The sequence below is a fragment of the Pseudomonadota bacterium genome (assembly GCA_027624715.1).
Taxonomy (GTDB): Bacteria; Pseudomonadota; Gammaproteobacteria; order Burkholderiales; family Eutrophovitaceae; genus Eutrophovita.
In genome coordinates, this window is record JAQBTV010000004.1 from 1 (window position 1) to 25,753 (window position 25,753).

Consider the following 25,753-nt stretch of genomic DNA (forward strand, 5'->3'; position numbering starts at 1 on the left):
AGCTGCTGGCTTTTTCTTAGCTGCTGGCTTTTTCTTAGCTGCTGGCTTTTTCTTAGCTGCTGGCTTTTTAGCTGCTACTTTCTTAGCTGCTGGCTTTTTCTTAGCTGCTGGCTTTTTCTTAGCTGCTGGCTTTTTCTTAGCTGCTACTTTCTTAGCTGCTGGCTTTTTCTTAGCTACAGGTTTCTTTTTAACTGCCATTGGAATTACCTCCTTCTAAGGTTAAAAAACTCGGCATAACTACATATTGGGTATTAATATGCCGTTACTGATGAAAAACGCGTACCTAAGTCCGCGCTCTGGTCAGTCCATGACAAAAGGGCACACAAGCATTTACTCTTGTACACTCTTTTTTTATTTGTAAGGGTAGAAGGCCAATGAGCGTGCAAAAAATTAACGCCGCTCGGCAGTGAGGGATTCGAATCATCCCCGATGTAAGATAAACAAGAGGTCATAATAATCTTGCTTATTGGCTCGCCATTTGGTGAGTACGCTTTTTTCTCAAACATTGAGAACACGTAGTTCTAGTCATTCAGCTCCGTCTTGCGTCATTCCGAATTCGACAATTAATATTACTTAATCACTTTGTGGCGAGATTATTATCATTTAAAGAGTATCCCGCAAATTATTCTTATATTTTTTTTAAAATGTGTATGTTTTTTACCACTCAATATTTTCAGTCCCAATTAAGAGCACCACCTGTTTGATATTCAGTAACGCGTGTTTCAAAAAAGTTTTTCTCTTTTTTAAGATCAATCATCTCAGACATCCAAGGAAACGGATTATTTGCATTTTCGAAAATCATGTCTATACCAATTTGCTGACAACGTCGATTCGCAACGTAACGCAAATACTCTTTAAACATTGGAGCGTTTAATCCAAGCACACCTCTCGGCATCGTATCTTCCGCATACCGGTACTCTAACTCCACACCTTTTTTCATGAGACCTTGAATATCCTTCTTAAACTCTTCGGTCCATAGATGGGGATTTTCCTGCTTAATTTGATTGATCATATCTATTCCAAAATTACAGTGCATTGACTCATCACGCAGAATGTATTGATATTGTTCTGCTGCACCCATCATTTTATTTTGTCTCCCTAGGGCCAGTATTTGCACGAATCCTACATAGAAAAATAAGCCCTCCATAATGCAAGCGAACACGATCAGGCTTCTCAAAAAATCTCTATCTGACTCAGGTGTTCCTGTTTTGAAATTCGGATCTGACAATACTTCAATGAATGGAATTAGGAATTGATCTTTATCTCTAATACTCTTTATCTCGTTATAAGCATTAAAGATTTCGCTCTCATCAAGACCTAGGCTTTCAACAATATACTGATACGCATGCGTATGAATTGCCTCCTCGAAGGCCTGCCTCAATAAATATTGTCTGCATTCAGGCGCTGTGATGTGCCGGTAGGTGCCCAAGACAATATTATTCGCCGCCAAGGAATCCGCAGTCACAAAAAAACCCAGATTACGTTTTACGATAAGACGTTCATCGTCAGTCAGCCCGACAGGATCCTTCCAAGTCGCGATATCCCGGGTCATGTTGATCTCCTGTGGCATCCAATGGTTCGCGCACCCAGCCAGATACTTATCCCAAGCCCAATTGTATTTAAAAGGAACAAGCTGGTTTACGTCTGCCGAACCATTGATGACCCGCTTATCCTCAACACGAACCCTTTTATTTGTCGCTTCAACCAATGGATCAGATTCTTCCACCACCTTTCTAACGGTATTGGTAATGGTCACTGGTGTATCTTCAAACTGGAGCATGCTATTTCCTTATCAATACTTATTAAAGTTTATTAAATCTTATTAAAATAATACCGACATATTCGTTAGCGATATTGTCTATTTAGCTCAAAACAAAAATCTAAAACGATTTTTTCTATTAACGATGTTTTTAACTTTAGTGTCGCCATTCAGCTTATCTATAGGGTTAGAGTTAGCCCCGAAAAAATTTCTTCCTTCGCCTAAGTGCAGAATGAATTTTTTTCAATAACGTCATTGACAAACCTCGCACTCAGGATCATCGATTACGCAGAACTTTGGCTCAACAGACTCCATTGATGAAGACACAGCATTCAGTTGCCCCGCAGCCACGGTAGATTTCTCCGCTGATGTAGCCGCCATAGTTCTCAAGTAGTAAGTTGTCTTCAGGCCTCGATGCCAGGCCAGCTTGTATATATCATCCAATTTCTTACCTGAAGCTCCTGCCATGTAAATGTTTAGAGACTGCGCTTGATCGATCCACTTCTGGCGCCGCGCAGCACACTCAACCAACCAAACAGGATCCATTTCAAAAGCAGTTGCGTACACTGATCTCAGCTCCTCCGGTATGCGGTCTATTTTTGAAAGCGCACCATCAAAGTATTTGAGATCTGAAATCATAACTTCATCCCAAAGACCACGTTTTTTTAGATCATTAACTAAATAACTGTTGGTCACTGTGAACTCACCTGACAGATTGGACTTCACATATAGATTTTGATACGTTGGTTCGATTGATGCTGAAACCCCAATAATATTTGCTATCGTTGCCGTGGGTGCGATCGCCACACAGTTTGAATTCCGCATGCCCACTGATTGAATGCGGTCTCGAAGCCAGTCCCAATCAAGCGATTTCTTTCGATCAACCTCTAGGTATCCGCCTCTCTGTTGCTCTAAAAGTTCAATCGAATCGATCGGCAGAATGCCCTTGGACCATAGCGATCCATCAAACGTTGCGTATCGACCCCGCTCCTCTGCCAAATTCGTTGAGGACCAGTACGCGTAGTAACATACCGCCTCAGTGGACTCATCGGCAAACGAAACCGCCTCATCCGATCCGTATGGGATTTTTAGCTCATGAAGACAGTCCTGAAACCCCATCATTCCCATCCCAACCGGTCGGTGCTTTAGATTAGAATTCCGAGCTTTATCCACAGCATAAAAGTTAATATCAACTACGTTATCCAACATCCTGATCGCGGTAGAGATTGTTCTCTTTAATTTTTCATGATCTAACTTCCCATCTTTTAGGTGCGCAATAAGATTAACCGATCCCAGGTTACAAACAGCGATCTCACTTTCAGAGGTGTTCAACGTAATTTCTGTACACAAATTAGAGCTGTGTACAGATCCAATATGTTTTTGAGGCGAGCGAATATTGCATGGATCCTTAAACGTGATCCATGGGTGCCCTGTCTCAAACAACATAGAGAGCATCTTTCTCCAAATCTGTATGGCCGGGAGCTGCTTGAACAGTTTAATTTCACCCGCTAACGCCATCTGCTCATACCGAGTATAGGCTTGCTCAAAAGGCTCTCCGTAGAGATCATGCAAATCTGGCACTTCTGAAGGAGTGAAGAGTGTCCATGGTTTATTTTGCATCACCCGCTTCATGAATAAATCTGGTATCCAATTCGCCGTATTCATGTCGTGGGTTCTGCGACGATCGTCCCCTGTGTTTTTTCTTAACTCCAGAAACTCCTCTATATCCATATGCCAGGTTTCGAGGTAAGCACACACGGCCCCCTTGCGCTTGCCACCTTGATTAACAGCAACAGCGGTATCGTTAACTACTTTTAGGAATGGCACAACACCTTGGGACTTACCGTTTGTGCCTTTAATATGAGAGCCCATGGATCGAACAGGAGTCCAGTCATTACCCAAGCCTCCCGCATATTTTGAGAGCAACGCATTTTCTTTAATTGCCTCGTAGATTCCGTCCAAGTCGTCATCAACAGTAGTCAAATAACAACTCGATAGCTGTGGTCGCGTGGTCCCAGAATTAAATAACGTTGGTGTAGAGCTCATAAAATCGAATGACGACAATATGTTATAAAACTCTACAGCTCTCGCCTCTCTCTGTGCCTCCCCCAAAGATAAGCCCATCGCAACGCGCATAAAAAACGCTTGCGGCAACTCTATACGACGATCTTCTACGTGCAGAAAGTAACGATCATAAAGTGTTTGGAGCCCTAAATAACCAAATTGTTCATCCCGCTCAGGCTTTAGCGCAGCACCTAGTAATACCAAATCGAATTGAAGCATGCGCTCATCCAGGAGCTCTGCGTCTACCCCCCTTTTGATAAACTCAGGAAAATACGTCGGATAGCGAACTACCATTTCTTCTCTAGTCAGCTCTGTTCCTACAGCTTCACGACGCAAATCATTAAGTAGCAATCTAGCAGTAACAAAACTATAGGCAGGATCCTTTTCGATTAAAGATCTTGCCGACAAGATCAAACTCTTGTTAACCTCATTAACAGGCACACCATCATAAAGATCCCGGACCGTTAACGACAAAACCTTGTCTGCTTTCACTTCCGTACCGAGTCCTGAACAGGCATCCTCGATCAATCTCTTTAAGTTATTTAAATCAAGTGGCTGAGACACCCCATCGACTAACATATTCAATGCAAAAGGAGCTTCGCTTTGATCAATTGCAGCCTCTTTCTTAGCTCGGACTCGCTCCTGGTTTCTCTCTTCCCTATAGAGCACATATGATCTAGCAACCCCTTGCTCGCCGTGCCTCATTAACGCCAGCTCTACCTGATCCTGAATGTCCTCAATATGGACCGTGCCGCCCGTTGGATTCCTTCGTTTGAGCGCGACAATTACATGTTGCGTCAACTGTGATACCAGCTCCCGAACACGAGCTGATGCGGCGCCTTGCCCTCCGCTCACCGCGAGGAAAGCTTTGGTCATTGCTATTGATATCTTTGACGGCTCGAAGCCTACTACCGACCCATTTCGACGAAGAACCTTCATCATTCCTGAATCCATGCGCGCGGCCTCACTTTGAATTTCTCTTATATTTTCTAAGCTCAAATTAGTTGCTTCACTCACATTAGCCATCAATTGCATTTAGTCTCCTCAATTTTCATCCTATTGCTTCTTTGACGCATCGCTGTTTTATTGCAATTTCAATCAAAGCCTTCTACACAGACCAACTCTGGCCATAACGGACATGGGACAATGAATAATGACTAAATTCTTACAAACCACCCACAAGTTATGCACACGTAACACACAACATATTGTGCTATGACTCAGAACATAACACTAATTCTAGTGTTGGCGCGCCCAGTGTCAAGGTTTTCTTATACGAATTTTGGTGGGGGGGTTTAACGATCTTATGATAAATACTTCGATTTCAGATTTTTTTTCATCTCTAAATCAATGTTTTTCAATCTTAAAGGTATTAAATTAAAATCGACCGAGCACGCTATTTTGGCAGGTCGATATTTTTTACCGATGAGAGCTCGCTCCAATCAAATCCAACCCCAGGATCTTTTTTACGGCCCATTGGCAACGCGATATGTGAGTGCCCCACGCAGGCCTCGATCGGATAAGACACAACTAACGATTGACAAAGCTTTCTCAAGCTGACGTACTGCCTCAGCTCAAAGTCATCCGTTTCAGTACCTTCAAGCTCAATTCCGATCGAATAATTGTTGCAGTTTAGCTCACCTCTCCAGCGCGACTCTCCAGCGTGCCAAGCCCTATGCAAACAAGACACAAACTGTGTAATGCAACCAACACGATCAATCAAAAAATGTGTTGAAACTTTTAAGCCGCGAAGCTGCTGATAGAACGGGTGGGCATTGGTATCAAGTTGGTTCGTGAATAAGCGGCGGATATCAGCCCCGCCAAACTCTCCAGGAGGCAGACTAATGGAATGAATAACGATGAGACTCGGCCGAACATTACTTGGCCTGTCATCGTAGTTGGGTGAATAACACCTCTCAGCGTCTATTAGATAACCATCCTCAATTCGACAGCGAGGGTCAGTCATGAGGGCGTCTTATCCCTCAATTCGAGATGCTCACTGGAGCAAAAGATTCGACCGCTCGACCGAAAACCTTCACTTAAAGGAAAATGTACACCACAATGAGCACAACGAGCCATGTCTTCAACAGCAGGCGCTGAACGCACCCCATCAGAAGACCTCGTGCTTGTTTTTCGCCCCTTCGTCTTAATGAAGACATAGGCCAGAACACACAATAATAGCAATAATAGATACTTAACCACACGCGTCTCCAATGAACCCACTCATAACCGTAGGTGTTTACCCATCAAAACTGCCCGAATACTAGCCTTAACCCCAAAAATCACATTCTGATATTAAAAAGCTTGCAACCAATAGCAAATAAATACAATACCTTGAGCAATAAACAACTTACGGGCTTAATTTATGCGAGACAACGAGTTTCGGGCTAAATCAATCATGCAATCTTTAAAAGGTGAATGCGGCAAACTTGAAATACTTTGCTCCGCTGACGCTATCTCCCTACGGGCGAGCCTGCGCGAATAATCGAGCGAATCTAACTTACGAAAAATATCGACTACACCACCTAAACCTCTGACCCCACCCGTGAGAATCGCCTCTCGAATAACTTTGACATCATCTTCCGAACCGCGTTCTAACGCGTGTATGACTGGCAAGGTAACTTTACCTTCCGCCAAATCATCCCCCGGTTTTTTTCCAATCTCGCTCTCAACCCCATCATAATCCAATATGTCGTCGACAATCTGGAAAGCGGTGCCAATGTGAACTCCATATCGCCCCAAATCTTCAATGATTTCTTTACTGCCCCCAGAAACAATACCGCCCAACATAGCCGCCGCCTCAAACAACCTAGAGGTTTTTGCGCGAATCATTTCAAAATAGGAGTCCACAGTAAGTTCGAGGTTCTGGATATTTGAGAGCTGAAGTACTTCACCCTCAGAGATAGCGTTTGTTGCATCAGCCATTACCCTGAAGACATCCCCCTCACCAACATCTACCATGATTTGAAACGCCCTAGAATACAAGAAATCACCAACCAACACTGCAGCCGCATTGCCAAAGCGCTCATTCGCCGTTTGCAATCCCCTGCGAACCGCAGATCTATCCACCACATCATCATGCAATAGTGTTGCCGTATGAACAAACTCTATCGCGGCAGCCAACTGAATCGCAGGTCGCTCCTCATAACCTAAGCTAGCAGCGGACAATAATAATAAAATAGGCCTCAGTCTCTTGCCACCATTATTAATTGTGTACCGAGCGACCTCTCCCACCAAGGGTACTTGTGACACGAGTTGGGTGCCGATCTCTTCACTCAGGCGCGCCAAAAGGTCACTGGTAATGGAGTTGGAGGATTTCATGAGCCACGAAAGATAATGAATCGGGTAAGGTATTGGCGGTTAACAACTAGGTGGGTTGATGTTATGAGCCTCTCTCTTAGGTGTCAAATAAGTTTCTGAATTATTGCGTAATTTGACGAAATCTTGTATGCTACGCTCCCTTTTTGGTAAGAAATAACGGTTAATAGCCGCTTGAACTCAGGATAAAATAAAGCCATGTATGCTGTAATTAAAACTGGTGGGAAGCAGTACAAAGTCGCCACTGGAGAAAAATTAAAGATTGAAACGTTGGGCGCTGAGGTTGGCGAAAATATCACGCTCGACCAAGTCCTGATGGTTGTTGACGGCGCCAACGTCTCAATAGGCACCCCCATTATTGATGGCGCGAGTGTTGCGGCAACAGTTTTAGGCCATGGCCGCGGCAAAAAAGTTAGAATATTTAAACTGCGAAGACGAAAGCACTATAAAAGGCAGCAGGGTCATCGTCAAAATTTTACTGAGGTCGTTATCGGCGACATTACAAGCCAGTAACCACGCGACTTTACGTTTTGAAAGGCAATTAATTTATGGCACATAAAAAAGCGGGCGGTAGTTCTAGAAACGGACGCGACTCAAACGCCAAACGACTTGGCGTCAAACGCTTTGGCGGAGAACTGATCTCTGCAGGTAGCATTATCATTCGACAACGCGGCACAGTGGTTCATCCTGGCGAGAATGTCGGTATAGGTCGAGACCACACCTTGTTTGCAAAAGTGCATGGGCACGTTTTATTCGGAAAAACCGGCCCGTTAAATAAGAAAATCGTTAGTATTGTTCCAGCGTAGGGTTTAACTTATTTCAAAAAACCCTGCCTACGAGGCGGGGTTTTTTTTTACCTGACTATATAAAAACAAAACAATGAAGTTTGTTGATGAAGCAAATATAGAAGTGCATGCAGGCAAAGGAGGCAATGGCGTTGCCGCCTTTCGTCGCGAAAAATTTGTTCCTAACGGGGGGCCCAGCGGCGGAGATGGAGGCCGAGGTGGATCTATTTATGTTCGCGCCTCCAGGGATATCAATACCCTTTTAGATTACCGTTTTAAAAGAATTTTTCACGCTAAAAATGGCGAGAATGGTCAGGGTAAAGACTGTTATGGTAAATCAGGCGATGACCTCTATCTAGAAGTTCCCATGGGCACGATCATTTACGATGACTCAGACAATTCTATAATTTTTGATTTAAGCCAAGATGGGCAAACGGAACAAATATGCAAAGGAGGCAAGGGGGGGCTGGGCAATATACACTTCAAATCGAGCACGAACCGCGCACCTAGACAGTTCACCAGTGGCGAGCTCGGTGAGGACAGATCGATTCGCATGGAGCTCAGCGTGCTTGCGGACGTTGGGTTATTGGGATTTCCAAATGCAGGGAAATCGACTCTCATCACGTCGGTATCCGCTGCGAAGCCCAAAATAGCCGACTATCCTTTTACGACATTACATCCTCATTTAGGCGTTGTTCGTTCTGGGTTTAGAGGCAGCTTTGTTATCGCCGACATCCCTGGGCTTATTGCTGGGGCCTCAGAGGGAGCAGGGCTGGGACATCAGTTCCTAAAGCATCTACAACGAACGAAATTATTAGTTCATGTAATCGATATTGGCACTGAATACGCAAATACAGAATCAATCGTGCAAGGAGCTAACGATATCTGTCTGGAATTACAAAAATATGATGAGGCACTATTTAAAAAACCAAGATGGATCGCATTAAATAAAATGGACTTAATTCCTCATGAGGAACAAGGAGCATGCATTGCGGAGATATCCGCCGCCCTTAAAAAAGGACTCGCAAATAGCGAGCAGATTTTCCCTATCTCATCGCTGTCCGCGGAAGGCACTCCAGCACTCATGAATAGCATTATGGAATACATGAGTAAATTAGAAGAATACAAAAAATCCTAATAACTGGGTCCTGACGAGAGATGAACGCTAAGGCGCATCACATGAAACGAATCGTCGTTAAGATTGGCAGTAGCCTGATTACGGCTAATGGCCAAGGGCTAGACTTGTCCGCCCTCAAAGAGTGGACGCGACAAGTTGCACAGATCAAAAAAGAGGGGTCTGAAATCATTCTTGTTTCTAGTGGAGCCGTCGCCGAAGGGATGCTCCGTTTAGGCTGGAAAGTGCGCCCTACCATGATTCATGATCTTCAAGCCGCAGCCGCAGTCGGGCAGATGGGCTTAATCAGGGCCTATGAAGACGCCTTTCAGGTCTTGGGTTTACACACCGCTCAAATTTTACTCACTCATGATGATCTAGCGAACAGAACACGATACTTAAATGCTCGATCCACACTTCGCACATTGGTCGACCTGGGCATTGTGCCTATTGTGAACGAGAACGACTCAATCGCAACAGAAGAAATTAAGTTTGGCGATAATGACACTTTAGCCGCACTTGTCGCGAACTTGGTTGAGGCAGATACGCTCATTATTCTTACCGATCAAGATGGACTCTTTACTGGCGACCCAAGAACGTCTCAGGATGTTAAAAAAATTGATGTTGCCGAAGCAGGCGATCCCTCACTAGAACAAATGGCGACAGGTAATGGCTCCAACTTAGGTAGCGGCGGAATGCTCACGAAATTGCGTGCGGCAAAACGAGCTGCCCGTAGCGGAACGCATACCGTAATAGCCAACGGGAAAGAGGTGGATGTCTTATTACGCATACTGTCTGGTGAAAACATTGGGAGCAGGCTAAACGCTTCCAAACCTGTGATGACAGCCAGAAAACAATGGCTGAGCAATCATTTACAAGTTCGTGGCTCACTCACTCTTGATGAAGGTGCAATACGCGCCATAACCATAAATCATAAAAGTTTGTTACCAATAGGTGTGACAGCCATTAAAGGACACTTCGACCGAGGAGATGTTGTCGCCTGCACTAACGCATCGGGACAGATCATTGCGTACGGGCTCATCAACTACAACTTCACAGAAATTAACAGTATTAAGGGGTTGCCGTCAGAAAAAATAGCAGATGTACTAGGCTACGTGGATGATCTCGAACTCATAAACAGAGATAATCTGGCGCTTGACGAATAGACGTTCGACTCGTCACCTATAATCATTGCCTCAATCGGCCGGCTTTCAAGCGCATTTTTCCTTTCCTGAAGTATGCCTGCAATTGCCGCTCATTTGGGATATTAATGCCATCGCTACAAATATAGTATTTCAACAAATCACCCCGGTAACTATTGGCAGTTTGGTATTGTGCTGCGCGCCATTGGGGATTTTTAACAGGCATCCATGCCTCATCAAATCCAAAACTCGATGCATACAATTTGTATTCACCGGTTTCACAGCGAAACCCCTCATAGGTAATATTCTCACTGCCTTTGGGAGAGACCGCACGTAAAACTATACTTACTACCCCATCCTCCCCAAGCCGGATTGAAGAGATGTCAACAAAAAATTGAAAGCTAGACTGGCTTGTGGTCTGGAATTGACTAAACCTGGTTTTTTGAGGCAGTAGTGGCAAATCAACATCCAACTCATTCCAAACTCGTGGTTTCTCGTATTTGTTTAACGTATTTATAGCTCCGTCCCGATTAAGGCTTCGTCCTGATGAATCGGTCTGAGCATGTGCTTCAAGGTGCATAGTGGATCCGAACGCGGCACAAACCAAGAACAAGGTCAAGCCTACGAGGCTCCGGACTCGCAAACTCAATATCTCTAAAAAAAGGTGCATATCAACTTTCTTAAAAACACATCTAACTTTAAGAATATATGTACTGACGGGTCTGTGGATGGGAAACCTTACCTGAAGCAGAGGCTTTTGTGCCTAATATCTGCAAAATAAAAGCCATCCGCGATCAAAGGCATAAGCAGTTCCAGCCATATAAATTCCCCAATTCGGTAACGCCCTTCTCAAATTAGAGCTGTGGTGTAACTTTTAAAGTCGTTCTCAGCTATCCGCTACCAGATCGCTTACCAAAGAGTCGCGAAAGCTTTCAGGCACCTCTTCAATGTCTACCTTGTAGTTGGGATGATCTATTCCAATACGCAGCGAGGAGCCATGAAGAAGCGACTTCTTCATATCACTCGAGAGCTCAAATCGAAGAAAATGTACCGCAGAGGTTTTCTCAGCATTTTCCCGGTTTAAGTCTTCATCCGCAAAAGGGAAAACCTTATCAAACCCAGGAACCTGCACCCAAACACGATCTTCAAGATCAATGAGCTTCGACAGGGCGATTTTTCTTTCATCCTCATTAGGGTACTCAATTAACAGCGTTGCCTTCCAGTTACTTCCATCTGGAACTAGAGGCAGATAAGCGTGTAATTCCTCATGGATGGCTTCTTCTTCAAAAATGCGCTCTACCCGAAGCATTTCCTGAACTTGATATTGCACGGTTAAAGCATTCTCAAACAACAGAGTCACATGCTCACCTAAATGGACCTTCCTAGTTTTTTTATGCTCCATAACTTCGGTACGAAACGAGGATCTACGCTTGGCATATTCTTCTAGCGACATCAAGCTTGCTCTATTCAACATTTTTTTCTCTCCAATTCTTATAAACCATAAGCAATACGCAATAACGTAATGGGGTGACGTTTTTTGACGTCACTCACATCGTGCTTCTCTTCTATACCTTGTACGATATGCGTCGCAGCAATAGCACAATCCGAGCTGATGTAATGCGGAGTTTTCTCAATCATCTGATGGAAAACTGGCCGACCAATTTTCATCGAATCGGCGAAGTATTCCTTCTTAACGCCCCATGTGCCGTCATGTCCGGAGCACCGCTCCACCGTATTCACGGTGGTACCTGGAACCCGTTCCAACATTTCTTTTGTCTTTAGCCCAATATTTTGCACGCGCAAATGACAGGGTACGTGATACGAAACTTGCCCCAAAGATTCTTTAAAGTCGGTATTGAGAAGGCCATCACGATCACGCATCACAAAATATTCAAATGGATCGAACATAGCCTTCGCTACCAACTGCACATCCTCATCATCGGCGAAAAGAAGTGGTAATTCCTGCTTAAACATTAAAGTGCATGATGGCACAGCGGTCATGAGTGCATAGCCCTGCCGGGCGTACTTAACCATTTGAGGGATATTTTTTTCTTTTAATTTTTTAACTGCTTCGAGGTCACCCAGCTCTAACTTAGGCATCCCGCAACAAGCCTCTTTTTGAACCGCGACAGCCAAAATTTGATTATGGTCGAGCACCTTAAATAGGTCGTCACCAATATTCGGTTCGTTGTAGTTCACGTAACACGTAACGAACACGGCCACCCTTCCAGGAGTTCTCTGACCTTCTTGAGACGAGACTGTACCCGCTTTGGGTAAGTGGGATCTAAAGGTTTTACCCGCGTATTTTGGTAACTTGCGATCCTTGTGAATACCAAGCGTTTTGTCCATTATCGAGCGCGTCACCTTGTTCGTGTTAACAGCATTAATCGTCTGAACAACCACAGGAATGGACGAGAGTTTTCCCAGTACATCCGTATTGGACAATAATTTATCCCTAAACTTTGTCTGACCGTTTTTGAATTTTTGTGCCTTCGCACGCAACATTAAATGGGGGAAATCAACATTCCATTCGTGCGGTGGCACATACGGACATTTACTCATGTAACACATGTCGCACAAATAGCACTTATCAACTACTTTTGAATAATCCTCTTTAGCAACACCGTCCACCTCCATCGTGGAGCTTTCATCAATTAAATCGAAGAGCGTTGGGAAAGTCGTGCATAAATTGACGCAACGCCGACACCCATGACAAATATCAAATACACGCTCCATCTCTTCATAAAGCGGCTCTTCCTTGTAGAACTCCTCATCCTCCCAGTTCAGAGGGTGACGCGTTGGTGCTTCTAGACTACCTTCTCGCATAAAACATCTACCGTAAAATACTCGTCCAACAAAAAAGCGTGAGCAAGAGTTATCTAATGCTCACGCTTACTACTACTCAATTAAACTGATCAGCTAAGAATTAATCTTCTAGTGCATCAAGAGCTTTTTGGAATCGGTTCGCATGGGATCGCTCTGCTTTAGCGAGCGTCTCAAACCAATCTGCGATTTCATCAAAACCCTCATCGCGAGCAGTTTTTGCCATACCAGGATACATATCCGTGTACTCATGTGTCTCGCCAGCTACGGAAGCGGTCAGATTGTCTCTTGTGCCACCAATCGGTAAGCCGGTAGCCGGATCACCAACCTGCTCCAAATATTCAAGATGCCCATGAGCATGCCCAGTCTCACCTTCAGCAGTAGAGCGGAATACTGCCGCTACGTCGTTTTGACCCTCAACGTCCGCCTTGTTCGCAAAATACAAATATCTTCGGTTTGCTTGAGACTCGCCTGCAAACGCATCTTTGAGACTTTTTTCAGTCTTTGATCCTTTTAAACCAGCCATTTATAAGCTCCCTTTCGTTTTTCATTTACCAATGATTATTACCTTCCAGCGCTTTTCGTGCCGCGAAAACAACTAATCTTTGATATGTGGACTATCAAACTTTAGACAAGTTCTAAATTTTTGATCTAGGTAGTGTATTTTTTCAGGCTCTTTCTGTCAATTTATACTCTGCAGAAAATTCAGCAAATCGTTCTCATGATTATCATTAGCTTAAAACCGTCAGAGGCAATAAGAAATGAGCTATATGCTGTGTTTATTTTCAAGCTTTTTTGTTCTCAGACCTTTTGGGGCGAAAATACGAATCGTTGAGAAAAAATTCTAATTTCTCATTGTCTTCCCAACAACCAGGCAATCCAAGCATCGGTAATGGTGAAAAGTTGCGCCCAGAACCAAACAATTCCAGATTCGGAATTATTTGAGATAACTCAGCGTCGATGGCTGCTGTCGAAAGCACTGAGCAAGTCGCAGCCTCACCCTTTGGGTCCTCGATTATCAAGGCCTTACCCGTCATCCCTACATATGGATTCATCGATTTTTCCAGTAAGGCATGTCCAAAAATTCTGAACGACATATCTTGCATCACCTCACCGCGAGATTCATAAAAAATATCAACCCACTTAAGCTCTTTCAGCAACCGGGTCAAACCGGGGTTTCTGGACACAACGATCACCCCGTCTTCATCAAAAATCGTAAGCGCGTCCCCTTGAGGTGATCGCCCTCTCGCCGCATCATGCTGGAGGACCGCGAAATGTCGCGCATTAAGTGCCGCCTTTGACTTGGGAAATAAGAACCACACCAATGCATTCAATAAGTCGTGCCAATTTTGAGATCTAACTTGCACCTCGCCAGTCAAAAAAGTACGCTGCTCAAATCCTGCCTCAAAAATCTTTGGCCTCTTTAATTGAGGCACAAATTGAATTTCAGTTCCGTTCAGATTCAAAATAGCTTCAGATTGCTGTGTAACGAGTCGATTCAATTCCTCACACGTGGGCCAATTTGATGCATTCAAGCTTAAAAGATAAACTTTGATATCTTCACAAAATTTACCTTCCAATAATTTTTTTCGACCCTCTGGGTAATCCACTGTCTGACGGCGTTAAAATAGATTGCCATAATAGTAGCTCAGATAGAGTTATAACAAAAAAATTAAGGATTGATACGCTAAGTGGATCGAATTGAATGTGTAGTCATTGGTGCAGGAGTAATTGGTCTCTCGATTGCTCGTGCATTAGCGCTAGAAGGCAAGGAAGTGCTCATTATAGAAGCCGAGGATACATTTGGCATGCATACAAGCTCGAGAAATTCTGAGGTTATTCATGCGGGCATTTATTACCCAAAAGACTCACTCAAAGCAACTCTATGTGTCTCTGGGAAAAAACTGCTCTACGAGTACTGTGAGCTTCGTGACATTCCGTTTAAACGTATTGGGAAATTAATTGTAGCAACAGACGATTCGGAAATTGAAACGGTTAAACAATATATCTCCAAAGCAGCTGAAAATGGAGTGAATGACCTCACATGGCTCAACCAAAAAGAAGCTCTAGAACTTGAGCCAGAAATCCGATGCGTTGGCGCTGTCTTCTCTCCCTCGACCGGCATCATTGACTCGCATGCTTACATGCTGAGCCTTTTAGGAGATGCAGAAAATGCAGGTGGCATCGTCGCCTATCACACGTCAATTGAATCTATTGCGTCCGACAAGCATGGATTCATCCTAAAGACGGGTGGGTCGAACGCCCATGAGATTCATACCAAACTCTTAATTAACGCTGCAGGGTTACGGGCATGCGATGTAGCCAACTCAATGACGGGTTTGGACAAAACATTGGTTCCGATTTCCTACTATGCGAAGGCCCACTATTATTCACTCTCCATGCGAAGTCCGTTCAAACACCTTATTTACCCGATCGCTCGTAAGCATGGCCTCGGCGTCCATGTCACAGTCGATATGGGAGGAAATGCACGATTTGGTCCAGATATCGATTGGATACCAAACATCGATTACACATTTGATAATTCTCGTGAAGCACTGTTTTATGATGCTATTCGCCGCTACTGGCCTACAGCAAATCAAAAACAACTACAGCCAGGATACACCGGCATAAGGCCAAAAATATCTGGCCCTGGAGAGCCTGCTGCGGATTTTATGATTCAATCTGAAAAGGACCACGGCCTGAGAGGACTCGTTAATCTATTTGGTATCGAATCTCCAGGGCTAACCTCTAGCTTAGCGATAGCTGAATTGGTCAAAAAGCTATTAAGCAGGAACACCTCATAGGGGCATAGGCACCAACCCCAGATCAATATCAATCAGTATCGGCACCCAGACTAGGAAGTCACCGCTTTTTTTTGCTGCGCGCTCAATAGGTCCAGCGCGACGTCAACGATCATATCCTCTTGACCACCGACCATTCGCCTTCGCCCAAGCTCCACCAAGATATCGATTGTTTTCAATCCGTACTGTTTCGCAGCTTTCTCAGCATGTAATAAAAAGCTTGAATATACCCCAGCATAACCCAGAGCCAACGTTTCGCGATCAACCCTGACCGGACGATCTTGTAGAGGCCGCACGATATCCTCTGCCGCATCAATTAATTTGTAAAGATCACAACCGTGGTTCCAGCCAAGACGATCCGCAGCCGCAATAAAAACTTCTAATGGTGCATTTCCAGCCCCAGCACCCATGCCCGCCAAACTCGCATCGACTCGGTCACACCCCTCCTCAACGGCCACGATTGAATTGGCGACTCCGAGACTTAGATTATGATGAGCGTGCATACCAGTTTGCGTCTCAGGCTTAAGGACGTCCTTAATTGCTTTGAAACGATCGCGGACATCATTCATGTTTAGCGCCCCTCCCGAATCAACCACATACACACATACTGCCCCATAGCTTTCCATGAGCTTAGCTTGCTGAGCAAGACCGGAAGGACTATTCATATGACTCATCATCAGGAAACCAACCGGTTCCATTCCAATCTCTCGAGCATATTCAAGATGCTGTCGCGAAATGTCGGCCTCTGTGCAGTGAGTCGCCACGCGAACAACCCGTGCCCCAGCATCAAAGGCAGCCTTTAAATCATGAACGGTACCTATTCCAGGAATCAATAAGGTTGCCACTTTGGCGACAGATAATTCTTCAGCAGCAGCTGCAATCCACTCGACATCCGTATGACGCCCAAATCCATAGTTGAATGATGATCCTTGTAGCCCGTCACCATGCGCCACCTCAATTGAATCCACGTTCGCTTCATCTAAGGCTCTAGCAATTTTTTTTACGTGCTCAATGCTGTACTGATGACGTATTGCGTGCGAACCATCCCGCAGCGTAACGTCGGAAATATATATTTTCTTATTCATATTAGGATCCCCCCGTTCAAGCAACAGCTGGCGACAACTGCAATAATCTCTCAGCAAGTTTTTCACCTGTCGCTAGCGCTGCTGACGTCATGATGTCAAGATTACCCGCATAAGAAGGTAAATAATGAGCCGCTCCTTCAACTTGAAGAAACACCGTGGTCTTAATGCCACTGAATTGCCCAATGCCAGCAATGTGGCAGGGATTATCGAGACCAAATTCTTCGAATTGAATACGCTGTTTGAGACGATACCCAGGGACGTATGCATGAACCTTAGCGACCATGTCCTCAATGGCTTGCTCAATTTTTGAAGTATCAACTTTCGAAGACAAAACATAAACTGTATCTCGCATGAGCATCGGCGGCTCAGCTGGATTCAGAACAATAATTGCCTTTCCTTTCCTAGCCCCGCCAATGACCTCGATTCCTCGAGAGGTGGTTTCCGTGAATTCGTCGATATTGGCACGAGTCCCAGGCCCTGCCGAACGACTGGAAATTGATGCAATAATTTCAGCGTAGTGAACCTCGGCCACACTCGATACCGCAGCCACAATCGGAATCGTGGCCTGCCCACCGCACGTCACCATATTCACGTTCAGCTCATCCAGGTGTTGTGTTAAATTTACTACCGGCACGCAATATTTACCAATTGCCGCCGGCGTCAAATCCACCATCTTTACATCAGGTTTAACAGTCCGAATAAGTCGATCATTCTCAATGTGTACGCTGGCTGAAGTCGCATCAAACACTAACTCGATCTCCGGCATAATGTCGTCGCCTATCAACCCGGTGACACCTTCAGAAATCGTCATTACACCAAGTTGTCTCGCTCGCTCTAGGCCATCCGACTTGGGATCTATACCGACCAGTGCTGCCATCTCGATAAACTGACCATGCCTCATGATCTTCATCATCAAATCTGTACCGATATTGCCGGATCCAATAATCGCTGCTTTGACTTTTGCCATCATCTATACTCCCGTAATTTCTTTGCAAAACATTACGCTAAGAAATAGCATCGAAGATCGCTTATCTTAGGTACCCTGCAAAAACGTACTTTTTGAGTCATTATAATCACCTATACGCGTTTCTGTAACTTCGCCTCAAAGAATCAAATATAGAGTTAGAACACAATATCTTCTATCAATTAAAGACTTAAGGATAACATCATGAATCAGTTAGACATGAAGGGAAGAACCGCAATTGTGACTGGAGGCGCCTCTGGCATTGGCGAGGCAACAGTTCATAGAATGATCTCCTCTGGCGCAACCGTGATCATTTGGGATTTGCAGACGGACAAGTTTAAAAAATTCGAGAAAGAATCACAGTGCATCAAAGTCAATATTGCTGAAGAGACCGACGTATATCGCGCTCTTGAGGAAACACTTAAATCTCACCCCAAGATCGACGTTCTGGTTAACTCAGCTGGTATTAATGGCGTCAATGAGCTGTTACACAAGTACCCTACTGATATTTGGAAACAAGTGATTGACGTTAATCTAACCGGTGTTTTCCTAGCTTGCAAAGCAATCGTACCCCACATGATTGAAAACTCTTATGGACGAATCGTCAACCTGTCTTCCGTGGCGGGTAAAGAAGGGAACCCAACCGCTTCGGCTTACTCCGCATCAAAAGCTGCCGTTATTGCGCTGACGCGGTCCTTGGGCAAAGAGCTCGCAACATCAGGTGTGCTCGTAAATGCCGTAACGCCAACGACTGTCGACACACCAATTCTCAAGCAAGTGCCACAGAGTCATATCGATTATATGAAATCAAAAATTCCCATGGAGCGGCTCGGAACGGCGGAAGAACTCGCGTCCTTAATTACGTGGCTGTGCACTGAAGACTGTTCATTCAGCACAGCTGCCGTATTTGATGCCTCCGGAGGCCGAACAACATACTAACTATTTTATAAACTTAAGGAAATTCCATGAAAATGAAAGCGGCGGTCATTCGTCAAATGGGAGTAGAACAACCCTACGCGGACTCAAAACCGTTAACCATTGAGGAAGTAGACATCGCCTCTCCCCAAGAACGAGAACTGCTCGTAAAAATCAAAGCCGCTAGCCTCTGTCATTCAGATCTATCGAGCGTGAACGGTACCAGACCGAGGCCGACACCCATGATTCTGGGTCACGAAGCTGCCGGCATTGTCGTTGAGTGCGGCCCTGGAATCACAGACATAGTGACTGGAGATCACGTAGCGTTGGTCTTCGCCCCCAGTTGTGGAGAGTGCATTTCATGCAAAGAGGGCCGCCCCGGGCAATGTGAGCCTGGACAGCAAGCCAACGGCGCCGGCACACTGCTTGGAGGAGGCATTCGCCTGAGCCAAAATGGCGAACCGATTTACCACCATGTCGGGGTGTCCGCATTTGCCGAATACTGCGTGGTCAACCGCGGGTCTCTCATAAAAATTGACAAAAGCCTTCCGTTTAATGAAGCCGCATTATTTGGGTGTGCTGTACTAACTGGGGTTGGGGCAGCATTAAATACGGCGGGCGTATTTCCAGGTGCCACCGTAGGTGTTGTCGGCTTAGGCGGTGTCGGCCTTAATACATTACTTGGCGCAAAAGTCGCTGGAGCGAGTCAAATTATTGCTATCGATGTACATGACGACAAACTCGACATCGCAAAGAGACTCGGCGCAACCGCAACCGTAAATGCCAAAGATGACAAAGCCATTGAAAAAGTCAAGGAATTGACTCAGGGCGGGGTTAATTTCGGTTTCGAAATGGCTGGATCTGTACAAGCCATGGAATTAGCGTACCGAATCACACGAAGAGGTGGTACGACGGTTACAGCGGGACTTCCTCACCCAAAAGCGCGTTGGGAGTTGCAACACGTGAACTTAACTGCGGAAGAGCGCACCGTGAAAGGAAGTTACATGGGGTCATGCGTACCCACTAGAGATGTGCCTCGCTACATTGACTTATACAAACGGGGCATGTTGCCTGTCGACCAACTTTTGAGTGACCATATAAAAATAGAAGACATTAATGAAGGGTTTGACAGATTGCAATCAGGGCATACCGTTCGACAAATCATCATGATGTAGCGCGGATTCATCCCTTTTAACATTCGCATGAATAACTCTCACTAAGTGCAAGGTTTATGGAAATGCAAACACTGACAAGCAGACTTTCTCGACTACATGCTTCAGCCGTCCATGACGTACTAAGACAGTTGGGATGCGAGAACTTTGTACTGCCAGCCACGATCAGACCATTAAATAAGCAACAAAAATTAGCAGGGCCAATCTTCACAATTGAGGGGCAAATTACCGCGTCTCATACCCCACACGAGACCTTGATCGAGTGGACATCTTTACTCTCAAGCATTCCACCAAATTATGTTGCGGTGTGTCAACCAAATACCACTGAAGTTGCGCTAATGGGTGAGCTGTCAGCTGAAACACTGCAAAAACGCGGTGTCATCGGATACCTGGTGGATGGTGGTTGTCGCGATGTAGCGATTATCAACGCGCTCAATTTTCCTGTTTTCTATTCCTTCAACACACCAAAAGATGTTGTTGGCCGTTGGATCCCAACTAAACTCGGCAATCCGATCGTCATCGGTGATTGCTGGATTGAAAAAGAGGACTATATTCTGGCGGACTTAGATGGTGCCGTAGTGATCCCAAACAAGCATTTAGAGGCAACAATCACTCAGGCCGAATTAGTGTTGCGTACGGAAAATGCTGTAAGAGAAGCCATCATGTCAGGAATCGACCCAAAAGAAGCTTACTTAAAATTTGGCAAGTTTTAATTGATGAGATCCATAGAACCACTTGAATCACATCAAATATTAAATAAACAAATATAAAAGGTAAAATCCGTCGCAATAATTTAAATTATTGGAGGAGTCATGCGGAAATATATTGAATTAATCGTCCAGTTTCGGTGGCTCGTTATTGCGGTCATTTTTGGATTAACGGTTTTTTTCGTAAAGAACCTCGGAAATCTAACCGTCATCATTGACCCGAATACTATTGTTCCCCAATCTCATCCTTTCGTATCAACTACTCTTAAGATTGAAGAAGTGTTTGGATCGCGATACGTTGCAGCGATAGGCGTAAGTCCAAAAAATGGGGATGTCTTCCAGCCAGAGATTCTTGCCAAAGTCCAGCGAATTACGCAGAGGCTAAGCGAGACACCGCGAGTTGTTCAAACAAATCTGTTATCGGTGGCGGCCAATAGAGTCAAGGATATAAAAGGTACCGTGGATGGAATGCAAGTCCAACAGATGATGGAGGAAGTGCCGACCACACCTGAAGGTTTAGCGGCATTAAAAGAGGCATTAATTCGCAATGATTCGTATATGAATACGGTTGTCTCAGAGGACTTCAAAACCCTTACAATCCTCGCTGAGGTTAGAGATGCCTCTCCCACAGACAAAAAGGAAGGCCGCGTCGGATTTACGTATGTCTCGGATCGCATCAGTGAAGCCGTTGATCCGGAGCGAGATGACTCAGTTACCATCGAAGTTACGGGGTATCCCCCTTTCATAGCATTAATTGAAAAATTTGCTAAAAGAACTCCCTTCTTATTGATGCTTGCGATAATCATTATCGGAATTATTCATTTTGAAGCATTTCGAACTCTGCAAGGATTAATACTTCCATTGGTGACTCCTATAATCGCAGTGATCTGGGCGCTGGGTTTCATGGGGCTGGCGAATGTTCCATTGGATATATTTAATACTTTAACGCCGACCTTAGTACTGGCGGTAGGGGCCGGACACGCAGTACAGCTGCTCAAGAGGTACTACGAGGAATACAATAATGCCCAACCAAATGGAGCTGAATATACAAAAACAAAATTCTTCGATGTGAGCCGTGTTCTCGGCAAGCTATCGCCCATTATGCTTGGCGTTCCGATCTTATGGGGACTTTACAAAGGATTTCAAACAGGTGAATTCAGTGACGGAGTGTCCGCAACTCTCCAGGTAGGCTCGGTTTCACTTATACCGGTTTGGCTATTTTTCCTCTGGGCATCAATACGGTTAATTATTTATATTTTTAAACCGAAGAGTATTGTTTCAGATGATGCCAGCATTTTTGCAAATCGCCAAGCTGTGATCGACTCTATCGTAAAAATTGGTCCCGTCATGCTGACAGCAGGGATCATAGCATCTTGCGGATTTTTCTCATTAATCGTTTTTGACATAGTGTCAATCAGAGTTTTTGGTGTATTTTCTGGCGTCGGCATTCTTAGCATCTTGGTAGTTGAAATGACATTCATTCCAGCGCTAAGAGCCATTCTTCCACCCCCAAGTCAAGGCGAAACTAAATTAGAGAAGGAAGAAAGAATCTGGGACAGAATCACTGGTTTTTATGCAAAAACTATTCTCGGGCCGAATAGAAAACATATCTTTAGTATTACTGCGGTTCTAATTGTCGTGTCTATTTATGGAATGTCAAAATTGAGTATCGATAGCTCTTTAAAAGGCTATTTTTCACCAGACTTAGAAGTGATGAAGAACGATCGTTCGCTGAATGCACGAATGGCAGGCACCAATAGCATTTATCTCATGATTGAAGGCAAGGACCAAGACGCTATTAAAGATCCGGCTGTTCTAAAAGCGATGGATAAATTGGCTCAATTTATCGAGACTGAACCCAATATCGGTAAGGTCATGTCGATAGCTGGCTTTATTAAACAGATGAACAAGTCAATGAATGCTGATGATCCTAGTTATTACCGGATACCAGACGACAGAAACACGATAGCTGAGTACCTATTGATCTACTCTATGTCTGGTTCCCCCGGGGACTTTGATCCTTACGTAGACTATGACTACAAGTTAGCTAACATGGTAGTGTTTACTCACAGCGATAACACCACAGATATGCTTAATCTGTGGGGTAAGATTCAGAATTTCGTTGATGAAAACTTCCCACCAACGATAACTGTAAATGTTGGAGGAAGCGTTGCTCAAAGTGCTGCTCTAGCAGAAGTTATCGTGAAGGATAAACTGCTTAATATTGCTCAAATTGCGGGAGTGGTATTTTTATTTGCTTCGATAATATTCAGAACCCCGGTGGCTGGGTTACTCGTCGTCACGCCATTGCTACTCTCAGTTTTAACTAATATGGGTCTAATGGGCATACTTGGACTGAGTTTAAATATCCCTACCGCATTGGTATCATCACTAGCTATCGGAATTGGCGCAGACTATGCGATCTATATGCTTTTCCGCCTTAGGGAGGAGCTGGCGGAAGGCACGGGAATCGATGAAGCCTTTCATAAAGTGCTTCGTACCGCTGGGAAGGCTTGTTTATTTGTAGCAACAGCTGTGGCTGGAGGATATGCAGTGCAAGCATTCTCGCGTGGATACTACCCACACACTTGGACGGCATTATTAATAGGCACGGCGATGATTGTAAGTGTTACAGCAGCTTTAACAATAATGCCGTCTCTAATACTCAAATTCAGACCAAAATTTATCTTTGATGGAGTAAAGAAATGAAAATAAATGCGACAACGTTTACCTGGAATGTGATGTTTGCGACGCTTGGAACGATCATCTGCCTTACGCCCCTCGCAAGTTTTGCTCAGTCTGCAGTTGAGATCATGGAAAAGAATTTCGTTATAACTAAAGTTACGGATTCAGAATCTGAGAGCACATTCATTCTACGAAATAAGTCAGGGATAGAGCGAGTGCGTAAGACTTTCGGAACTACCAAACTAAGAAAAAATGGAATTGATAATATGCGAATGACGCGATTTATCGAACCAAATGACGTTCGGGGTATGGTATCTCTCTTGATAGAACAATCTGAGACGGATGATGATATTTGGCTCTATCTGCCTAGTATGAAAAAAATCAGGAGACTTGTTTCCAGTAACAAAAAAGACAGCTTTGTTGGCACTGACTTTTCATATGGAGACGTAATTGGGCACAAGGTTCAAGATTGGGACCATGCCATTATGGGAGAAGAACTCATTGACGGTTTTAAGTGCTACGTCATTGAGTCAACGCCAAAAAATAAGACCACAGCAAAAAATACCGGTTACTCGAAACGTGTCTCTTGGATTCAAAAAGAAGCTTACGTCACTCGCAAGGCGGAAATGTATAACCTATCGGGCGCGCTGTATAAGCAGATGAGCTTTAAAAATTTACAGCTTGTCGATTCAGAACAGAATAGGTGGGTTGCACGGGAGCTAAGAGCAACTGATGTGATATCAGGCCATTCAACGATTATTAAAGTAGACAAACTAAAAGTGAATGTCGGAGTTAAAGATACTTATTTCACAACGCGATATATGGAAAGTGAGTGATTCGGTAATTGTTAGTTTCCAAATCGGAGCAACTTAAAGTTTCCGGGATCGCTTTTTTAATATCCCTTGTAATTCTAAGTAATCAAGCAGCATTATCGCAGGATAATGACCTGGTTGTGGCTAATGAGCCACCGTTTATTCCAGAAATGAGCTTCGAAAGCGAACGCGGAGCAGAGAGTAAAGATTGGTCTTCGCCACTTAATAAACTTGGAGTCACAGGCTCATTAAGAGGCGGGTACTGGTCATCAAATCGTTTAAATAATAATGATAAAGACCTAATTACGAGTTCGGTATGGTTTACACTCGAAAAGCATCTAACACATGGCCTCAAGCTATATACAGATGGATATGTGTACAACAAAGACTCTTTGGGGATTGAAAGTAGCGATGATCGCGTCAAGGAAATCTACCTTCACTTTCGAACGGGAAATTGGGATTACCGACTTGGGCGTCAAATCATTGCTTGGGGCAGAGCGGATCGAATAAACCCCACTGACAATCTTACACCCCGAGATTTCACGCTATTATCACCAGAAGCTGATGAAGAACGGATGGGGACAGAGGCTGTAAAAATCAGCAAGGTGTTTGGCTTGCAATCAAGTCTTACAGCTATTTGGCTCATAAACTTTGAGCCTAATAAACTTCCTCCTGCAAATACATCTGGGTTACAGTTTGTTGATAGCACTCCTACTAATCATCAACAATACGCGCTAAAATTTGATCAATCTGGAGGAAATATTGATTGGTCAATTTCTTATTTTTCTGGGATTGACCTGAATACTGATTTAACTTTTACGGGAACATCCGGCGCTGATATCTTAGTCAGCAAAAAGTACAACGAGGTGAATATTATTGGCGCCGATCTAGCGACGGTCGTAGGCTCTAATCGGTACGCGATCGAAGCTGCGCATACCCAAACGAAAGATACATCAGGGGTAGATGCTTCTATAAAAAACTCATTTACCCATATTGTTGTTGGTGTTGAGCGAGACTTTGGAAAAAATTTAAGTGCTATCGGTCAAGGTTTTTATCGCAGAGTTTATGATTATCAAGACCCTAGAGAGATCGCTGATGAATCTCGTAGGAAAGTAGCATCTTTGAGCGCGCTAACAAACCATCAACTCGACAAGGACGAATACGGCATGAGCATTCGTGTCGGAAAAAAGTGGCTTAACGATACTCTTGAGGTAGAGTTTGCTGCAAGCACGCTGTTTAAACGACATGGTTATGCTGTTCGTCCAAAGATGACCTATTCCATCAACGATCATTTCAAAGCAACCACTGGGTTGGAATATTTTGATGGGGCTGCTGACACTATTTTTTCACTTCAAAATAAAAATAAAACCATATTCTCAGAGCTGAGATATTTCTTTTAAGTCAACCCTTCAACGCATTATTCTAAAATAATTTAATTAAAAACATATGTTTATATAGCTGAGCGGCAGTCATCACCCAACAAGCTTTTTCCAAATCAGAGTTTGAGACTTACATTGATACCAACCCTGCCACACCCGTGATTCTCATATTAAAACACTTAACGACTCCACATGGATCAAACCGAAGATCAGGGTTTTAGAAGAAAA

At 44.3% G+C, this 25,753-nt stretch carries 23 protein-coding genes; 11 read left to right on the forward strand and 12 right to left on the reverse strand.

Annotated elements, in window-relative coordinates:
* From O3A65_03860 to O3A65_03880, 5 genes are all read right to left on the reverse strand, one after another.
* A partial coding sequence (locus O3A65_03860) for a hypothetical protein (GenBank protein MDA1331604.1) occupies positions 1-198 on the reverse strand: 198 nt, incomplete at its 3' end.
* 475 nt (positions 199-673) lie between these two features.
* The gene (locus O3A65_03865) at positions 674-1,780 is read right to left on the reverse strand and encodes a ribonucleotide-diphosphate reductase subunit beta (GenBank protein MDA1331605.1); all 1,107 of its coding nucleotides are present in this window, start codon (positions 1,778-1,780) and stop codon (positions 674-676) included.
* A gap of 231 nt (positions 1,781-2,011) precedes the next feature.
* Positions 2,012-4,858: a ribonucleoside-diphosphate reductase subunit alpha gene (locus O3A65_03870; protein ID MDA1331606.1), complete on the reverse strand. Its 2,847-nt coding sequence runs from the start codon at positions 4,856-4,858 to the stop codon at positions 2,012-2,014.
* Positions 4,859-5,219: 361 nt separating this feature from the next.
* The gene (gene ampD, locus O3A65_03875; GenBank protein MDA1331607.1) at positions 5,220-5,789 is read right to left on the reverse strand and encodes a 1,6-anhydro-N-acetylmuramyl-L-alanine amidase AmpD; all 570 of its coding nucleotides are present in this window, start codon (positions 5,787-5,789) and stop codon (positions 5,220-5,222) included.
* 392 nt (positions 5,790-6,181) lie between these two features.
* Positions 6,182-7,144: a polyprenyl synthetase family protein gene (locus O3A65_03880; protein ID MDA1331608.1), complete on the reverse strand. Its 963-nt coding sequence runs from the start codon at positions 7,142-7,144 to the stop codon at positions 6,182-6,184.
* A 195-nt stretch (positions 7,145-7,339) separates the two neighbouring features.
* On the opposite strand from O3A65_03880, the gene rplU reads away from it, so the two are divergent.
* The 4 genes from rplU (at position 7,340) to proB (ending at position 10,206) form a co-directional block, all read left to right on the forward strand.
* Complete coding sequence (gene rplU / locus O3A65_03885; GenBank protein MDA1331609.1) at positions 7,340-7,654, forward strand: 50S ribosomal protein L21; 315 nt, start codon at positions 7,340-7,342, stop codon at positions 7,652-7,654.
* Positions 7,655-7,689: 35 nt separating this feature from the next.
* Entirely contained in the window at positions 7,690-7,947 is a 258-nt protein-coding gene (gene rpmA / locus O3A65_03890; GenBank protein ID MDA1331610.1) for a 50S ribosomal protein L27, read from the forward strand.
* A 73-nt stretch (positions 7,948-8,020) separates the two neighbouring features.
* The gene (obgE, locus tag O3A65_03895) at positions 8,021-9,064 is read left to right on the forward strand and encodes a GTPase ObgE (protein ID MDA1331611.1); all 1,044 of its coding nucleotides are present in this window, start codon (positions 8,021-8,023) and stop codon (positions 9,062-9,064) included.
* A 41-nt stretch (positions 9,065-9,105) separates the two neighbouring features.
* Positions 9,106-10,206 (forward strand): glutamate 5-kinase, encoded by a 1,101-nt coding sequence (gene proB / locus O3A65_03900; protein ID MDA1331612.1) that lies wholly within the window; start codon positions 9,106-9,108, stop codon positions 10,204-10,206.
* 22 nt (positions 10,207-10,228) lie between these two features.
* Here the strand turns inward: proB and O3A65_03905 are convergent, their stop codons facing one another.
* The 5 genes from O3A65_03905 to O3A65_03925 form a co-directional block, all read right to left on the reverse strand.
* On the reverse strand, positions 10,229-10,852 hold the full coding sequence (locus tag O3A65_03905) for a hypothetical protein (GenBank protein ID MDA1331613.1): 624 nt from the start codon (positions 10,850-10,852) through the stop codon (positions 10,229-10,231).
* Positions 10,853-11,068: 216 nt separating this feature from the next.
* Positions 11,069-11,656 carry a DUF3501 family protein gene (locus O3A65_03910; protein MDA1331614.1) on the reverse strand — a complete coding sequence of 196 codons (588 nt, stop codon included), beginning with the start codon at positions 11,654-11,656 and terminating at the stop codon, positions 11,069-11,071.
* Positions 11,657-11,673: 17 nt separating this feature from the next.
* On the reverse strand, positions 11,674-13,008 hold the full coding sequence (locus tag O3A65_03915; protein ID MDA1331615.1) for a heterodisulfide reductase-related iron-sulfur binding cluster: 1,335 nt from the start codon (positions 13,006-13,008) through the stop codon (positions 11,674-11,676).
* Positions 13,009-13,108: 100 nt separating this feature from the next.
* On the reverse strand, positions 13,109-13,531 hold the full coding sequence (locus O3A65_03920; protein ID MDA1331616.1) for a rubrerythrin family protein: 423 nt from the start codon (positions 13,529-13,531) through the stop codon (positions 13,109-13,111).
* A gap of 259 nt (positions 13,532-13,790) precedes the next feature.
* The gene (locus O3A65_03925; protein MDA1331617.1) at positions 13,791-14,615 is read right to left on the reverse strand and encodes a DUF3025 domain-containing protein; all 825 of its coding nucleotides are present in this window, start codon (positions 14,613-14,615) and stop codon (positions 13,791-13,793) included.
* A gap of 81 nt (positions 14,616-14,696) precedes the next feature.
* On the opposite strand from O3A65_03925, the gene O3A65_03930 reads away from it, so the two are divergent.
* A complete protein-coding gene (locus tag O3A65_03930) occupies positions 14,697-15,809 on the forward strand; it encodes an NAD(P)/FAD-dependent oxidoreductase (GenBank protein MDA1331618.1) in 1,113 nt (370 codons plus the stop codon).
* Between the two features lie 50 nt (positions 15,810-15,859).
* On the opposite strand, the gene dmpG is transcribed toward O3A65_03930, so the two are convergent.
* Together dmpG and O3A65_03940 are read right to left on the reverse strand one after the other, a co-directional pair.
* Positions 15,860-16,891: a 4-hydroxy-2-oxovalerate aldolase gene (dmpG, locus tag O3A65_03935; protein MDA1331619.1), complete on the reverse strand. Its 1,032-nt coding sequence runs from the start codon at positions 16,889-16,891 to the stop codon at positions 15,860-15,862.
* A 16-nt stretch (positions 16,892-16,907) separates the two neighbouring features.
* A complete protein-coding gene (locus O3A65_03940) occupies positions 16,908-17,858 on the reverse strand; it encodes an acetaldehyde dehydrogenase (acetylating) (protein MDA1331620.1) in 951 nt (316 codons plus the stop codon).
* A gap of 201 nt (positions 17,859-18,059) precedes the next feature.
* Here O3A65_03940 and O3A65_03945 point away from each other — a divergent pair, with 201 nt between their 5' ends.
* The 6 genes from O3A65_03945 to O3A65_03970 all read left to right on the forward strand — a co-directional run bounded on the left by O3A65_03945 (position 18,060) and on the right by O3A65_03970 (position 25,546).
* Positions 18,060-18,794, forward strand: coding sequence for an SDR family NAD(P)-dependent oxidoreductase (locus O3A65_03945; protein MDA1331621.1), 735 nt, complete (start codon positions 18,060-18,062; stop codon positions 18,792-18,794).
* Between the two features lie 26 nt (positions 18,795-18,820).
* Positions 18,821-19,945, forward strand: coding sequence for a zinc-dependent alcohol dehydrogenase family protein (locus O3A65_03950; protein ID MDA1331622.1), 1,125 nt, complete (start codon positions 18,821-18,823; stop codon positions 19,943-19,945).
* Between the two features lie 56 nt (positions 19,946-20,001).
* A complete protein-coding gene (locus O3A65_03955; protein ID MDA1331623.1) occupies positions 20,002-20,655 on the forward strand; it encodes an RraA family protein in 654 nt (217 codons plus the stop codon).
* Positions 20,656-20,754: 99 nt separating this feature from the next.
* The gene (locus tag O3A65_03960) at positions 20,755-23,358 is read left to right on the forward strand and encodes an MMPL family transporter (protein ID MDA1331624.1); all 2,604 of its coding nucleotides are present in this window, start codon (positions 20,755-20,757) and stop codon (positions 23,356-23,358) included.
* Complete coding sequence (locus tag O3A65_03965) at positions 23,355-24,170, forward strand: outer membrane lipoprotein-sorting protein (GenBank protein ID MDA1331625.1); 816 nt, start codon at positions 23,355-23,357, stop codon at positions 24,168-24,170. The genes O3A65_03960 and O3A65_03965 overlap by 4 nt, the downstream gene beginning before the upstream one ends.
* A gap of 8 nt (positions 24,171-24,178) precedes the next feature.
* Positions 24,179-25,546: a hypothetical protein gene (locus O3A65_03970; GenBank protein MDA1331626.1), complete on the forward strand. Its 1,368-nt coding sequence runs from the start codon at positions 24,179-24,181 to the stop codon at positions 25,544-25,546.
* Positions 25,547-25,753: the final 207 nt, after the last annotated feature.